15 protein-coding genes are annotated in these 14,855 nt (G+C 74.2%); 6 read left to right on the top strand and 9 right to left on the bottom strand.

Annotated elements, in window-relative coordinates; translation table 11 throughout:
* Positions 1-96: 96 nt before the first annotated feature.
* Positions 97-492, bottom strand: coding sequence for a hypothetical protein (locus AVL61_RS07780; RefSeq protein WP_058873841.1), 396 nt, complete (start codon positions 490-492; stop codon positions 97-99).
* Between the two features lie 188 nt (positions 493-680).
* Between AVL61_RS07780 and AVL61_RS07775 the strand changes: the two genes are divergently transcribed.
* The 3 genes from AVL61_RS07775 to AVL61_RS07765 all read left to right on the top strand — a co-directional run bounded on the left by AVL61_RS07775 (position 681) and on the right by AVL61_RS07765 (position 4,323).
* Complete coding sequence (locus AVL61_RS07775) at positions 681-1,457, top strand: type 1 glutamine amidotransferase domain-containing protein (protein ID WP_058873793.1); 777 nt, start codon at positions 681-683, stop codon at positions 1,455-1,457.
* 137 nt (positions 1,458-1,594) lie between these two features.
* Complete coding sequence (locus AVL61_RS07770) at positions 1,595-2,347, top strand: SDR family NAD(P)-dependent oxidoreductase (RefSeq protein ID WP_058873792.1); 753 nt, start codon at positions 1,595-1,597, stop codon at positions 2,345-2,347.
* A gap of 419 nt (positions 2,348-2,766) precedes the next feature.
* Positions 2,767-4,323: a DEAD/DEAH box helicase gene (locus AVL61_RS07765; protein WP_231738318.1), complete on the top strand. Its 1,557-nt coding sequence runs from the start codon at positions 2,767-2,769 to the stop codon at positions 4,321-4,323.
* A 78-nt stretch (positions 4,324-4,401) separates the two neighbouring features.
* On the opposite strand, the gene AVL61_RS07760 is transcribed toward AVL61_RS07765, so the two are convergent.
* Complete coding sequence (locus tag AVL61_RS07760; RefSeq protein WP_058873790.1) at positions 4,402-5,076, bottom strand: HAD family hydrolase; 675 nt, start codon at positions 5,074-5,076, stop codon at positions 4,402-4,404.
* Positions 5,073-5,786: an HAD family hydrolase gene (locus AVL61_RS07755; protein WP_058873789.1), complete on the bottom strand. Its 714-nt coding sequence runs from the start codon at positions 5,784-5,786 to the stop codon at positions 5,073-5,075. The genes AVL61_RS07760 and AVL61_RS07755 overlap by 4 nt, the downstream gene beginning before the upstream one ends.
* A gap of 58 nt (positions 5,787-5,844) precedes the next feature.
* On the opposite strand from AVL61_RS07755, the gene AVL61_RS07750 reads away from it, so the two are divergent.
* Together AVL61_RS07750 and AVL61_RS07745 are read left to right on the top strand one after the other, a co-directional pair.
* Positions 5,845-6,426 carry a hypothetical protein gene (locus AVL61_RS07750; RefSeq protein ID WP_157571339.1) on the top strand — a complete coding sequence of 194 codons (582 nt, stop codon included), beginning with the start codon at positions 5,845-5,847 and terminating at the stop codon, positions 6,424-6,426.
* Between the two features lie 9 nt (positions 6,427-6,435).
* Positions 6,436-6,987 carry a DinB family protein gene (locus tag AVL61_RS07745; protein WP_058873787.1) on the top strand — a complete coding sequence of 184 codons (552 nt, stop codon included), beginning with the start codon at positions 6,436-6,438 and terminating at the stop codon, positions 6,985-6,987.
* A gap of 51 nt (positions 6,988-7,038) precedes the next feature.
* Here the strand turns inward: AVL61_RS07745 and AVL61_RS07740 are convergent, their stop codons facing one another.
* A complete protein-coding gene (locus AVL61_RS07740) occupies positions 7,039-7,467 on the bottom strand; it encodes a VOC family protein (RefSeq protein ID WP_058873786.1) in 429 nt (142 codons plus the stop codon).
* Between the two features lie 254 nt (positions 7,468-7,721).
* On the opposite strand from AVL61_RS07740, the gene AVL61_RS18605 reads away from it, so the two are divergent.
* Positions 7,722-8,327 (top strand): CDP-alcohol phosphatidyltransferase family protein, encoded by a 606-nt coding sequence (locus tag AVL61_RS18605; RefSeq protein ID WP_058873785.1) that lies wholly within the window; start codon positions 7,722-7,724, stop codon positions 8,325-8,327.
* Here AVL61_RS18605 and ppgK read toward each other — a convergent pair.
* From ppgK to AVL61_RS07710, 5 genes are all read right to left on the bottom strand, one after another.
* Positions 8,297-9,133: a polyphosphate--glucose phosphotransferase gene (gene ppgK, locus AVL61_RS07730; protein WP_058873784.1), complete on the bottom strand. Its 837-nt coding sequence runs from the start codon at positions 9,131-9,133 to the stop codon at positions 8,297-8,299. The two genes, AVL61_RS18605 and ppgK, sit on opposite strands and share 31 nt — an antisense overlap.
* A gap of 241 nt (positions 9,134-9,374) precedes the next feature.
* Complete coding sequence (locus AVL61_RS07725; protein ID WP_197412666.1) at positions 9,375-9,695, bottom strand: hypothetical protein; 321 nt, start codon at positions 9,693-9,695, stop codon at positions 9,375-9,377.
* Positions 9,696-10,287: 592 nt separating this feature from the next.
* Positions 10,288-11,811, bottom strand: a complete 1,524-nt coding sequence (locus AVL61_RS07720; RefSeq protein ID WP_058873782.1) for a SulP family inorganic anion transporter — start codon at positions 11,809-11,811, stop codon at positions 10,288-10,290.
* A gap of 193 nt (positions 11,812-12,004) precedes the next feature.
* Positions 12,005-14,203, bottom strand: coding sequence for an acyltransferase family protein (locus tag AVL61_RS07715; protein ID WP_058873781.1), 2,199 nt, complete (start codon positions 14,201-14,203; stop codon positions 12,005-12,007).
* A 225-nt stretch (positions 14,204-14,428) separates the two neighbouring features.
* Positions 14,429-14,797, bottom strand: a complete 369-nt coding sequence (locus AVL61_RS07710) for a MerR family transcriptional regulator (RefSeq protein WP_058873780.1) — start codon at positions 14,795-14,797, stop codon at positions 14,429-14,431.
* Positions 14,798-14,855: the final 58 nt, after the last annotated feature.

Genomic DNA, 14,855 nt, shown 5'->3' with positions numbered 1-14,855 from the left:
AGGAGCGCCGTGCGCGGTGCCCGGCCGGGAACGGGGAACGGGGGCCGCCCGTCCGTGCGGACGGGCGGCCCCCGTGGGACCCTTCGGAGGCCGTGCCTACTTGGAGACCACCAGGGCCGCGGCGATCGCGGCCAGGAAGGCGTCCTTCGAGAGGCCCGTGCCGGCCTCGGTCGGGCGGACACCGTCCTCCTGCGTCATCTCGGGGTTGCGGAAGTACATCGAGAGCAGCCCGGCGGAGAACGCGCCGAGGGCCAGGCCGGCGAGGCGCTTGTTGACGAACGGCGTCAGCAGGGCGGCGCCGATGCCCATCTCCGAGTACGCCACGAACTTGCCGAAGGTGTCGGCGTCCCACTCCTTGAACTGGGGGACGCCGGTGGCGGCGAACTGCTGGAGACCCGCGGCGGCCTCGGTGGGGAGGTCCTTCTTGCCGTAGCCGGACTGCAGCAGGTAGGCGCCGGAGACGCCGCGCAGGATCGCGTTGGAGAGGCTCATGGTCGGTCCTTTCAGGAGGTCGAACAGGGTCATTGAATCGTCAATGACCCTATCAGGGGAGCTCCCGCCCGCATCCTGCAGGACGGGCCCGGAGCGAACACCCGTCCCGGCGGAGGCCCCTGGCGCCTAGGCTGGCCACCCGCTCGCGGGACGCCCTCCGCGTCCCGCCACCCGACGGAAGGACAGACATGGACATCGAGACCATGAAGAAGGTTCTGCTCGTTCTCACCAGCCACGACACCCTCGGCGACACCGGGGAGCCCACGGGGTACTTCGTCGGCGAGGCGGCCCACCCGTGGAAGGTGTTCCGGGACGCCGGGTACTTCGTCGACTTCGCCTCGATCGCCGGCGGGCAGCCCCCGCAGGACGGCAAGGACGAGGAGGACGAGGTGCAGCGGCAGTACCTCGAGGACGAGACCGTGCGGGCCTCCCTGTACAACACCCCGCGGATCAGCGTGGTCGACCCCGGTCAGTACGACGCCGTCTACCTCGTGGGCGGGCACGGCACCATGTGGGACTTCGCCGGCAACGCCGACCTGCAGTCGCTGGTGGCCGCCGTGCACGACGCCGGGGGAGTCGTCGGCGCCGTCTGCCACGGGCCGGCCGGGCTCGTCGACGTCGAGCTCTCCACCGGGCTGCGCATCGTCGAGGGCCGCAAGGTGGCCGCGTTCACGAACGCCGAGGAGGACGAGGTCGGCAAGTCGGGCGTCGTCCCCTTCCTTCTCGAGGACAAGCTCGTCGAGCAGGGCGCGGACGTGCGGACGGCGCCGAACTGGACCGAGAACGTCGTCGTCGACGACCGCCTCGTCACCGGCCAGAACCCGCAGTCCGCGGCCGGCGTGGCCAAGGAGATGACCAAGCTCCTGACCGAGGTGGTGCGCGGGCAGAAGGCCGCCCAGGAGGCGGACTCCGCCGCGCTGCGCCGGGCGCACGACGCCGAGAAGGCCGAGGACGACGAGGGCTGAGCCCCGGCCGGCCCGGGTGCGAGGAGCGACGCGGGCGGAAACCCCCGCGCGGTCCTCGCGGGTCCCGGCGTTTCCGGACAGACTGGGAGTGCCGGGCCACCCGGTCCGGCCCAGCGGACACACGGCAGGAGAACCACATGGCTGACCTCAAGGACAAGGTCGCGCTCGTCACCGGCGCCGCCTCCGGCATCGGCGAGGCCTGCGCCAAGGACCTCGCGGCGCAGGGCGCCAAGGTCGTCGTCACGGACATCGACACGCGGCGGATCGACGACGTCGTCCAGGCGATCATGGCCGCCGGCGGCGACGCGGCCGGCTTCCGCCAGGACGTGGCGAAGCCCGAGGACTGCGAGGCCGCGGTCGAGTTCGCCCAGCAGACCTACGGCGGGCTGCACCTCGCGGTGAACAACGCCGGGATCGGGGGCACCGCGGACGCCGTCGGCGAGTCGGACCTCGACGCGTGGGTGCGCACCGTGCAGATCGACCTGCACGCCGTCATGTTCGGCATGCGCTACCAGCTGCCCGCGATCGAGCAGGCCGGCGGCGGGGCGATCGTCAACATGTCCTCCGTCCACGGCACCGTGGCGGTGGCCGCGGGCAACAGCGCCTACACCGCCGCGAAGCACGGGGTGGTCGGCCTCACCAAGCAGGCCGGGGTGGAGTACGGGCAGCGTGGGGTGCGGATCAACGCCGTCGGCCCCGCCTACATCGACACCCCGCTGCTGCGGACCGCTCCCGCGGCCGTCCTCGAGGGACTCGCCGCCAAGCACCCGCTCGGCCGGTTGGGCCGCGCCGAGGAGGTCGCCGCCCTGACCACGTTCCTGCTCTCGGACAGGGCGTCCTTCATGACGGGCGGGTACTACCTCGTCGACGGCGGCTACACGGCGCTGTAGCCGGCCCCGGCCGCCGGGCCCCGCCGCCGGGTCCGGCGCCGGGCGGCCCCGGCCCGGCACCGGCCGCGAACTCACCGCACCGGCGCGAGACGCCCGCACAGGTGCCCGCCTCTCGCGCCGGTGCGGTGAGTTCGGCGCCCCGGGCGTGGGGGCGGGCGGAGCAGCGTGGCGGCACCGCCGTGTGCTGCACCACATCCCGGTCGTGCCGGACGCCCGGTGCTGTAGGGTGGTCGGTATTGCACATGGCACTGCTCCCCGTTCCCGGGTGAGCAGGCAGGCGTCGAGCACCCCTTTCTTCTTCCAGCGCGGCACCGTTCCAGACGGTTTCAGCCCGCTCGCAGGGGCTCCAGGAGTCATTCGGCGCAACCCGGCGCGCTACCCCCTTGCCGGGACATCCGATCGAAAGACGTATCCCAGTTTTGGCTACTTTCACCGACCTTGGCGTGCCCAAGGCCCTTTCCGCCGTCCTCGCCCAGCAGGGCATCGAGCAGGCGTTCCCCATCCAGGAGAAGACCCTCCCCGACTCGCTGGCCGGCCGCGACGTGCTCGGCCGCGGCAAGACCGGCTCGGGCAAGACCGTGGCGTTCGCGCTGCCGCTCGTGTCCCGGCTCGCCGGGCTGACGGGCAACGGCGCCCGCGCCGCCCGCCGCGCCAACCGGCCCACCGGCCTGGTGCTGGCACCCACCCGCGAGCTGGCCACCCAGATCGACCGCGCGATCGCCCCGCTGGCCGAGGCCGCCGGTCAGACCACCACCGTCATCTTCGGCGGGGTCTCCCAGCGCAACCAGGAGAAGGCGCTCGCCAAGGGCGCCGACATCGTCATCGCCTGCCCCGGCCGGCTCGAGGACCTGCTGAAGCAGAACGTCCTCACGCTCGACGACGTCCGCGTGACGGTCATCGACGAGGCCGACCACATGGCCGACATGGGCTTCCTGCCCGTGGTCACCCGCATCCTCAAGCGCACCCCCCAGGGCGGCCAGCGGCTGCTGTTCTCCGCGACGCTCGACGGCGGCGTGGACAAGCTCGTCAAGCAGTTCCTGTCCAACCCCGTCAAGCACTCCGTGGACGCCCCGCAGGCGTCCGTGTCCACCATGGACCACCACGTGCTCGTCGTGGACGCGGACGAGAAGCAGGAGCTCATCGAGGCCCTGGCCTCCGGCACGGGCCGCCGCGTGATGTTCACGCGCACCAAGCACCGCGCCAAGAAGATGGCCCGCAAGCTCAGCCAGATGGGCATCCCCGCCGTGGACCTGCACGGCAACCTGTCCCAGAACGCCCGCGACCGCAACCTGGCCCAGTTCTCCGCCGGTGACGTGCGCGTGCTCGTGGCCACCGACGTGGCCGCCCGCGGCGTGCACGTGGACGAGGTCGAGCTGGTCGTGCACATCGACCCGCCCACCGAGCACAAGTCCTACCTGCACCGCTCCGGGCGCACCGCGCGCGCCGGCGCCTCCGGCTCCGTCGTGACGGTCGCCACGAAGGAGGAGCGCCGCGAGGTCACCCAGCTCATGAAGGCCGCCGGCGTCACCGCGAACTTCGACACCGTGACCGTCGGCTCCCCGGCCGTCACGGCGCTCGTGGGCGAGACCGCCGAGAAGGTCGCCTACGTCCCGCAGCCCGTCCAGGACCAGGGGCGTCCGGCAAGCGGTCAGCGCTCCGGCGGCGGCCGCTCCGGCGGCCGTTCGGGCGCCCGCTCCGGCGGCAGCCGCGGCCGTGGCGGCCAGGCCCGTTCCGAGCAGCCGCGCAACGCCTCCCGCGACCAGCGCACCGAGACCGGCAACCGCGCCGGCTCCCGCCCCGGCAACGGCTCGGCCTCCCGCTCGGCGGCGCCGGCGCGCTCCGCGGCGCCCACCCGCTCCGCGGCACCCGCGTACTCGACCGAGTCCGCGCCGGACCGCTCCACCCAGGCCGCGGCGCGCCGCCGCACCCGGAGCCCGCGCCGCGCGTCCTCCCCCCAGGGCACCGCGACCCGCTGAGTCAGGCACCACCCACGAGGGCCCGCCCCCGGCCGCACCGCATTCCGCGGAACGGCCGGGGGCGGGCCCTCGTCGTCGTCAGCCGGAGGTCGCCGGCCGGGAGGGCGCGAGCCCGCGCAGGAACTCCAGGGTGACGTCCGTGTGGGCGGCCACGAGCACGAAGCCGGGCGCGGGCTCGACCGGCAGCTCACCGGGGACCACCACCACCGGCATCCCGGCGGCCGCCGCGCTCGCCGCCCCCGTCTGCGAGTCCTCGACCGCCACGCACCGTGCCGGGTCCACGCCCAGCCGCCGCGCCGCGAGCAGATAGGGCTCCGGGTGCGGCTTGGCCTGCTCCACGTCCTCCTGGGAGACCACGACCCGCAGCACCTCGGGCGCCCCGGATGCGGTGCCCTCCGCGACCACGGTCGGGGCGTTCGTCACGACGGCCCCGGGGATGCCGGCCCGCTCCAGCTCGGTCAGCAGGTCGCGCATGCCGGGCAGGAACGGCACCTCGCCCGTGAGTGAGGCCGCGACCTCCCGGCCGAGCTCCGCGGTGATGGCCTCGACGGTTCCCTCGGCGCCGCGCTCGACCATCAGCCGCGCCGACGTGGGCACCGTCCGCCCCAGCGTGGCGAGGTCGTCCTCGGTGCTCCAGCCGACGCCGTAGCGGCCGGCCACCGCGCGCTTGGCCACGGCCCACTGGGGCTCGGAGTTCACGAGGGTGCCGTCGTGGTCGAACAGGACGGCGGCGGGGAAGTCGGGGGAGCTCACGGGCGGGTCTCCTGCACGGTGTGGAAGGGCGACGACGGGGACTGCGGGTCCAGCGAGCGCAGCAGCTCGAGGGTCAGCTCCCGGTGGGATTCCAGGTGCAGCAGCCCGGGGCCGCGCTCCACTGCCATCTCGCCGGGGACGACCACCGTGGGGATGCCGGCCGCGACGCCCGCGGCGGCCCCGGCGGGGGAGTCCTCGACCACGACGCAGCCGGCGGGGTCCACCCCGAGGCGGCGGGCCGCCGTGAGGTAGGCGTCCGGGTCGGGCTTGGGGCGCACCCCCTGCGCGTACTCGTCCGTGCCGATGACCACCCGGAACAGGTCCTCCGGCGCCGTGGACGCGGTGTGCCGGCCCATCGCCGAGCTCGCGTTGGTGACGATCGCCGCCGGGATCCCCGCGGCCGCCAGGTCCTCGAGGAGCTCCTCGATCCCGTCGATGAACGTCAGCTCCGTGCCCTCCAGGACGCGGACACTGTGCTCGAAGACCGCCCGGAACAGCTCGTCCTCGCCGAGCGGCACGCCCACCTGCTGCATCCGGGCGATCGTCGCGGCGACCGGCCGGCCCAGCGTGGCGAGCGAGTCCTCGGGGGTCCAGAGCAGACCGTGCTCGGCGGCGAGGTTCTGCTTGGCCCGGTCCCACAGCGGCTCGGTGTCGACGAGGGTCCCGTCGTGGTCGAAGAGGACGGCGTGGGGAAATCCGGTCGATGGCATGCGCTCCAGCCTACCGGGGCGCCCGGGCGCCGGGAGCCCCGCCGATAGACTGGCGGGCGTGGAAACAGCCCTCGACCGCGTGCCGCACCACCCCACCCTCCTGCAGCGTGCCGTGCCCGTCCTCGGTCTCCCGGTGGCCCTGCTCCTCGGGACGTGGATCGCGGTGGGCCGCGGTCTCGCCGGAGCCGCCGGGGAGCTGGTGCTGCTCTACACCCTGACGCTCGCCCTGCCGCTGACCGGGCTGCTCGTGGTGGCGAGCGCGCTGCTGGTCCGGGACGCCCGGGCCCACGTCCCGCGGGGGGCGTCCCTGCGCTCCGCGCTGACGATGCCCGCGGCGTGGGCCGTCCTCCTCGGCTTCGGCGCCGTCCTCCCCGACCGCGTGGACGGCGCGGGCGCCTCCGTCCTGACGCGGGCCACCGACCCCGTCCACCTGGGCCTGTCCGCGGGGTTCGCCAACACCCTGGGCATCCTCTCGTTCGTCCTGGCGAGCACCACCGTGGTGCTCGCCGCGTCCGACCTGCGCCGGACCCGCCGGATCCAGCGCGGGGAGCCGCTCAGCGAGGACGAGATCCTGGACCTGCAGGGGCTGCGACCCGCCCGGGCCGCCACGGGTCTCGCCGCGCCCGGTGGGCCCCGGTAGATTGACCGCATGACCACCGAGCGCGCCGACCTGCCCGACACCTCGCCCGTCCCTCCGGAGACCAAGGACTGGACCGTGGTGCTCGAGCGGGGCTGCCCCGACTGCGGGTTCGATCCGCACTACGACGTCACGACCACGGGCGAGCGCGCGCGGGACACGATCGAGCGCTGGGCGACGGTCCTCGACCGGCTCGGCATGACGGACCGGCCCCGTCCGGGGACGTGGTCCCCGCTGGAGTACGCGTGCCACGTCCGGGACCTCTGCCGGGTCTTCCGCGAGCGCCTGCGGCTCATGCTCGACGAGGAGAACCCCGTCTTCCCGGACTGGGACCAGGACGCCGCCGCGGTGGGGGAGCAGTACAACCGGCAGGACCCCTACGAGGTCTCGGGGGAGCTCGCGCAGGAGGTCCGCGCCACCGCGGACGTCTTCGACGCCGTGACCGGGGAGCAGTGGGCCCGGCCCGGCCGGCGCGGGGACGGCAAGGACTTCACCGTGGCGAGCTTCGCGGCGTACTTCCTGCACGACGTCGAGCACCACCTGCGCTTCGACGTCCGCGGCTGAGCCCGCCGCTGTCGAGCCCGTCCGGCCGAGCCCGGCGCCGGCCCGAGCCGTTCAGTCCAGGTGCACGGTCCCGTCGTCGTCGACCCGCCAGCCCGGGTTGTGCGCGATCTCCCACACCACGCCGTTGGGATCCGCGACGTGGGCGTGGAAGACGCCCCCGAAGGCGCCCGGCCGCGGGCCGGTGAGGACGGTGCCGCCCGCCGCGGCCATGGCCTCGACCACCGCCGTGACGGAGGCCCCGTCCGCCACGTTGTGCGCGAGCGTCAGGCCCTGCGCCGGGGTCGCCGCCGGGAGGCCGAGGTCCTCGGCGAACTTTCCGGCGTCGAACAGGCCCAGCACCGTCCCGGGGGCGATCCGGAAGAAGAGGATCTCGCCCGGGACGTCGAGCAGCGGCTCCCAGCCGAGACCCCGCACGTAGAACTCCCGGGCGGCGTCGAGGTCCGGCGTGGACAGGGTGAAGAAGTGCACGCGAGGGTCCACGACGGCCTCCTGGAGCTCCCGGGGCGGGGGCGTTCCCGCCTCACCTGCCCAGCGTAGGCGTCCGGCGCTCCTCGACGTCAGGGCAGCGTGGCTCCGCGACCCGGGGACGTGGTCGAGGTCCCGGTGGACGACGCCCCTGCCGATCACCGACGGCCGCACGTCCGTCGTGCGGAGCGCCGACGGGCTACCCTCGGAAGCAGCAGGGGTGGTCCCGGGACCGCCCGCACCGGGCGCCAGGAGAGCGGGAAGGCCAGATGACACAGCACCAGGACGCGGTCGAGCCGGCGGAGTCGCCGTACTACCACCGCGTGCTCACGGTGCCCAACGTCGTCTCGGTGGTGCGCTTCGCGCTCATCGTCCCGGCCGTGCTGGCCGTCCTCGACATCGACGAGCGGCCGGTGCGCGCGCTGGTCCTCGTCGCCCTCTTCTCCCTGACGGACTGGGTCGACGGCACCCTGGCCCGGGCGCTGCAGCAGCGCAGCCGGATCGGCGAGGTCATGGACCCCATCGCCGACCGGCTGGGGACCGTGGCGATCGCCGTGGCCGCGAGCATCGTCGGGCTGTTCCCCTGGTGGGTCCTGATCGTCATCGCGGTCGTCGACGTCGTGGTGGGGATCGCCACCCTCGTCCGGCGCTCCCTCGGCGTGCTGCGGGTCACCGTGGTCGGCAAGGCGAAGACCGCCCTGCTCATGGTGGGGACCGTGCTCGTCCTGGCGGGACCCGCGTGGTCCAGCCCGGAGGTGACGGACGTCGGCCGGGTGATGGTCCAGGCGGCGGCCGTCCTGCACGTGGTGGCGGGCGTGCAGTACTTCCGCCAGGCCCTCCGGGGTCAGGCCTCCGCGGGGGGCACGGCGAGGTAGGCGTGCCGGGCGGCGCCGATGATGCCCGCCGCGTTGCGCAGCTCGGCGGGGACGACCCTCGTGTCCAGGCGCAGACGGGGCAGGAAGTCCTCGTGCCGGGCGGAGATCCCGCCGCCGACCACGATCAGGTCGGGGGAGAAGAGGAACTCCAGGTGCGCGAAGTACTGCTGGAGGCGCTCGGCGTACTCCGGCCAGTCCAGCCCCTCCCGCTCCCTGGCCACCGCCGAGGCCCGCACCTCGGCGTCGACCCCGCCGAGCTCCAGGTGGCCCAGCTCGAGGTTGGGCACGAGCTTCCCGTCCACGAACAGCGCCGAGCCGATGCCGGTGCCCAGGGTGATGACCAGCACGGTGCCGCTGCTCCCGCGCCCGGCGCCGTAGCGGAGCTCGGCCAGGCCCGCGGCGTCGGCGTCGTTGAGGACGTGGACGGTGCGCCCCAGCCGCTGGGTGAGGAAGCGGTGGACGTCCAGACCGATCCAGGCGTCGTCGATGTTCGCGGCGGAGCGCGCCACGCCGTGCCGGATGATCGCCGGGAGCGCGACTCCGACGCTCGCCTCCGGGTGCGGTGCCCCCGGGGCGGCGGAGAGCTCCTGCACGAGGAGCCGGAGCTGCTCCGCGAGGGCCTCCGGAGTGGCGGGCACGGGGGTGGGGCGCTGGAGGACCGGGGTGGTGAGCGTGCCGTCGGCCATGTCCACGGCCGCGTACTTGATGAGCGTCCCGCCGACGTCCACCCCGATGTGGTGGCGGTGCAGGGTCGACCACCCGGTCGGTGCGGGCGGCGGGGTGGTGCGGGGCGAGGGGTGGGCCATCCGACATCCTAGGGTCGAGGTGGGGTACGGCGACGACGACGGGCGCTGCGGCCGGCTCGGCGCGCACGACCGGGTGCGGGCCGACGTCGGGACCGGCACCCCGGCCCATTCTGCCATCGCGGGCGCCGCAGCCGCGGAGCGGACGCCGCGGCGCAGGCCTCACGGAGGAACCGGGGCGGGGAGGCGCTCCGGGCGGCGGGCCGGCTCAGGCGCGCGGCCCGGCTCAGGCGCGCGGCCCGGCTCAGGCGCGCGGCCCGGTGCCCGGCGTGCTGCCGCGGCCCTGCGGCCCGGCGTCGTTCGGGGAGCCCTCGATCTCCCAGGAGAACGGGACCCGGGCGACGGGTGCCCCCCGGACGAGCCCGTTGACCGCGCGCGCGAGCAGGTTGCGGTGCGCGGCGGGCAGCCCCATGCACCCGTACAGGTACGCGTCGACCTCCAGCACCCCGGCCTCGCCGCCGAGCTGGAAGTACTCCCACCACACCCGGGTCAGCTCCAGCTCGGCGCGCTCGACCGCGTGCCGGGCGAGGCGTGCCTGCACGGCTCCGATCCTGTCGTCGTCCACGGATCCCCCACTGTGGTGCTGCTGTCCGGGGACGGTCCCGGACCGGGCGCGACGCTGCGCAGCGGTCCGGGACCGTCCGTGGCGGTGCGATCGCACCGCCGCCCCCACCATGGTTCCGGGACGGTCCCGGGGACACCATTCGCGGCCCCGGCCGGTGCGTTTTTCGGACCGTCGGTGCTTCCCCCGGACACCCGCACCGGGGTGGCGCGGCGGCCCGGCCCCGTGGTGGTGCCCGGAATGCCCGAGGAAGGGGTGCGGGAAGAGCCGGGGCCGGACGACCAGGGGGGACGGGAGGGCCGGACCTCCCGGACACGCAGAAAAGGAGCGGGGCGGCCCCCCCAGCCGGCCCCGCTCCTTGCTGCTCCCACGCACGGACCGTGTCCGTGCGGCGCTCCGTGAATCCGGAGCCGGCGCACTGCCGGTCGACGGTGCGGGAGCCGGGGGATGGTCCTCATCCGACCACAGAATCCCCTGGTGAGAAGCAAGAATGGTCGATCCCGCGAGGATCGGCAAGACCCTCGGTGTGACCCAGTTCACATGCAGACACAAACGGTTGTGATCACAAATGCACTCCGCGCAGGGCGCTCCGGGATCAGTGCTCGCCGCTGAGCATCCCGCCCAGGCGCACCCGCATCCGGCGGCTCGCCTGGTTGAGGCCGGCGACCCGGACGTCCTTGCCGTAGTGCGCGTACTTGTCGGTGACCGAGTCGAGGGCCGCCACGGTGGAGGCGTCCCACAGGTGCGAGTCGGAGAGGTCGATGACGACCCGCTGGGGGTCCCCGGCGTAGTCGAACATCGTGTAGAGGTCGTTGGAGGAGGCGAAGAACAGCTCCCCGTGCACGGTGTAGACCACCGTCTCCTCACCGTCGCGCTGCTCGAGCGCGCGGTCGACGGTGACGAAGTGGGCCACCCGGCGGGCGAAGGCGACCATCGCCACGAGCACGCCCACGATCACGCCCAGGGCGAGGTTGTGCGTCCACACGGTCACGGCCACGGTGGAGAGCATCACCAGGGTCTCCGGGACCGGCATCCGCGACAGGGTCGAGGGGCGGACGGAGTGCCAGTCGAAGGTCGCCCAGGACACGAAGATCATGATCGCCACCAGCGCGGCCATCGGGATGACCGCCACGACCTCGCCGAGGGTGACCACGAGGATCAGCAGGAAGACCCCGGCCAGGAAGGTGGAGATGCGGGTGCGGGCTCCGGAGGCGCGCACGTTGATCATGGTCTGGCCGATCATCGCGCAGCCGCCCATCCCGCCGAAGAAGCCGGTCACGATGTTGGCCGCGCCCTGGGCCCAGGACTCGCGGGTCTTGTCGGAGCGCGTGTCGGTGATGTCGTCGACCAGCTTGGCCGTCATCAGCGACTCGAGCAGGCCCACGAGCGCCATGGTCAGCGCGTACGGGGCGATGATCCGGAAGGTCTCCAGGTCGAGCGGGACGTCGGGGAAGAAGAGCGAGGGCAGGGACTCCGGCAGCTCGCCCTTGTCGCCGACGCTGGGCACGTCCATGCCCATGGGCACCACGATCGCCGTGATCACGACGATGGCCACCAGCGGGGCCGGGACCACCCCGGTGAGCCTGGGGAACAGGAACACGATGGCCAGGCCCAGGGCCGTGAGCGGGTAGACGGCCCAGGGCACGCCGATCAGCTCGGGGATCTGGGAGCTGAAGATCAGGATGGCGAGGGCGTTGACGAAGCCCACCATGACCGACCGGGGGATGAAGCGCATCAGCCGTGCCGCCCCGATCAGGGCCAGGACCACCTGGAACACCCCGGCCAGGATCACGGCGGCGATGAAGTGGTCCAGCCCGTGGGAGGCCACCAGTGGGGCGATCACCAGGGCCACCGCACCGGTGGCCGCGGAGACCATCGCCGGCCGGCCGCCCAGGACGGAGGTGGTGACCGCCATGGTGAAGGACGCGAACAGGCCGAGCCGGGGATCCACCCCGGCGATGATCGAGAACGCGATCGCCTCGGGGATGAGCGCCAGGGCGACCACGAGCCCGGCCAGCACCTCGGTCTTGAGGTGGCGGGGGGAGCGGAGGGTCAGGCGCACCGACTGGCGCTGCTCGGGCGTCGGATCGGCTGCGGGGCCGGCTGTCGTGGTGGCCAAGGAGGCTCCGTTCGCAGGAGGGGAGGGCGGGGCGGAAAGGGCAGGGGCACGCCGGGTGGTGTGCGGGCAGGTGGGCGCGGCGTCGCGCGAGAGGTGCGGCGGGCGGGCGCGGGAGCGCGCCGGCGCGGCCGCACCGCAACTCTACCCTGGCGTCAGGGTAGAGTCTGCGGCTGCGGCGCGGACGAGACGGACATCACGCCCAGCCGAGGGTGTCTGTCATGCGCTGCTCGACGTCCGGGGCGAGGGTCTCGCCGTAGGCGGAGGTGACGTGGTCGAGGTCCATGTAGACCTGGATGTTGCCGATCACGCCGGGGCAGACGTCCTCGGTGCACAGCCGGTCGGTGAGGTCGATGCTGTGCAGCTCCTCGTGCCGGGCGGCGAGGGCCTCCAGGGGGTTGGCCGGCAGCAGGGACTCGGACCGGGGCGGGTTGCAGCGGTCGTGGTCGGGGCCGTAGGTCTCCACGCAGGCGAACATGCTGAAGGGGAAGCGCGGGTTGTCGCGGAAGCCGAGCACCGGGATCCCGGCGTCCAGGAAGGGCCGGACGCCGTCCTCGTAGCCCTCGACGAGCTGCTCGTGCGGGGCCTCGGGCAGGGACAGGGTGCCGATGGTGACCACCGCGTCCGGGTCGGCCGCCAGGGCCGCGTCCCGGGCGGCGGCGTTGAACTCGCTGCACTCCTCGTCCGGGCTCGTCGAGGCGGCGGTGTAGCGGCAGGCCATCCGCAGGTAGGAGACCACCCGCCAGCCCTGGGCGTCGGCGGCGCGGTGGATCGGGGTGAGCAGCTGCTGGGCGTGGGAGTCCCCGAGCACCACCAGGGTCCGGTCCGGGGCAGTGCCGTCCTCCGGGGCGATCACCCAGCAGTTGCCCAGCTCGCCGATCCCGGCCGGGACCTCCCCGGTGTCGCAGCGCGTCCCGGTGTCGCCCCACTGCTGCTCGCGCTCGGCGCCGGTGGGGATGATCGGCACGTCCGGGACCTCGGTCACGTCCCCGCGCAGCACGGCGGCCCCCGGATAGTTCGCCGCAGTGCGCTCGACCCCGGCGGCAGGGTCGCGCAGGGTGGTGTAGGAGTGGGCGCCGGTGAGCGGGACCGCCACGACCAGACCGGTCGCGGCCAGGCGCACCCCGTGGCCGGCCCGGATCCCGGGCAGGGCCCGCCAGCCGGCCAGCAGCAGCGCGGTGACCCGGGTCAGGGCCACCGAGGCGGCCAGGATCCCCAGGCCGTGCGTGACCGGGACGCTGTCGCGGGCCGTGACCAGCAGGTAGGTGATCAGCAGCGGCCAGTGCCACAGGTAGATCCCGTAGGCACGGTCCCCGAACCACTGCAGCGGGGCCAGGGAGAGCACCCGCCCGGCCCCCGCCCGGGCCTCGGGGGCCAGGGCTCCGCCGGCCAGCACGGCCGCGGCTCCGAGGGTGGGTGCCAGGGCCACGGTGCCGGGGAAACGGGCCTCGGGACCGATGAGGAACGGGGTGGCCAGGATCGCGGCCAGTCCGGTCCATCCCAGGACCACGCCCAGGCCCACCCGCAGGGCCTCCGGAGCCGCCCCGGGGGCCTGCGGGAGCGTCCCCAGGCCCTGCTGAGGAGTCCCCGGGGCCGTGCCTGCGGACGGGGGCGCCACCGTGCGGGCAGCGGACGACGGAGCGGCGGGCGCCGGGGCGTCCTGCCGGCGGGCCGGGCGGGTAAGGGCCAGGGCGGTGAGCGAGCCCAGGGCGAACTCCCACAGACGGGTGAGGGTGCTGAAGTAGGCGGCCTCGGGCCCGGACGCGGTGGCAGCCACCGACCAGGCCAGGGAACCGGCGCACACCGCGCCGAACACAGCCCAGGCCACCGGGCGCACGCCCGCACCGGTCCGCCGCCCCGCCCACGCGGCTCCGGCCAGCAGCAGCGGCCACACCAGGAACACCTGGCCCTGCACCGACAGCGACCACATGTGCTGCAGCGGGGTGGTGGCCGCGGTGTTGCCGGCGTAGTAGTCCACGGCCTGGGCCGCCAGCACCCAGTTCACGACGTAGAACAGCGATCCCCAGGCCTGGCTCAGCAGCTCCGCCCACCGGCTGGGCGGGAAGACGGCGAGCATTCCCGCGAGCACGGCCAGCAGCATCACCGCCACCGGCCCCAGCAGCCGGGCGAAGGTCCGGGCCCAGTAGGCCGGCAGTCCCAGCGGGCGGCCGTGCTCGATCCGGCGCAGGAAGGACCCGGTGAGCAGGAACGCCGAGAGCACGAAGAACACGTCCACCCCGCCGGAGACCTTCTCGGTCCACACGTGGAAGACCACCACCAGCAGTACCGCCACGCCCCGCAGCCCCTGCAGGTCCGCGCGGTGCTGCACCCGCGGCGCCGGCGCGGCCGGCACGGTTCCGGGGGAGGCCGGGGCGGTCGCGGTGGGGAACGTCATGGGATGCGGTGCCTGTCCGGGTCGGTGTCGGGCGGCCTGGTGGAGTCCTGCGTCCGGCGCGTCGCTGCCGCCGGGCGCGTCACCCACCGGAACGGGGCGGTCCCGGCGGGCGCGTCCCCCGGTGGGGGCCCGAGCAGTCGATCACGGCTGCCTGGAGGTCTCCTGCGTGCGCCGGCCGCGGGGTGCCGGCTCGCGCGCGGCCGGTGCCCCGTGCCGGGCGGCCGGTCAGCGGCCGAGCCGCTGCTCCAGCATCGCGATGAACTCGTCCGCCTGGGCCAGTTTCCTGGCCAGCCGGTCCCGTTCCGGGTGCGCGCGCTCGAGGTAGTCGGCCAGTCGCGCCTCGGCGGGCTCGTCGGCGCCGAGCAGGTCGAGCACCTCGGCCATCTCCTCGAGGGAGAAGCCCAGCGGCTTCATCCGCTTGATGTGCGTGAGCCGTTCGACGTCGCGCTCGGTGTACACGCGGAAGCCGCCCTCGGTGCGCGAGGCGGGCAGCAGGCCCACCTCGTCGTAGTGGCGGATGGTGCGCAGGGACAGCTCGGTCCGCTCGGCGAGCTCGCCGATCTGCATGGTGCCTCCGCGGACGCGCTGCGGCATCGAACGACCTCCAGAGATCAGGGGACCCCGAGTCTACCAATCGGCCGGTGCCGGCCTC

The sequence above is a fragment of the Kocuria rosea subsp. polaris genome (genome assembly GCF_001483755.1).
GTDB lineage: Bacteria > Actinomycetota > Actinomycetes > Actinomycetales > Micrococcaceae > Kocuria > Kocuria cellulosilytica.
This window is presented reverse-complemented; position numbering and strand designations above follow the sequence as displayed.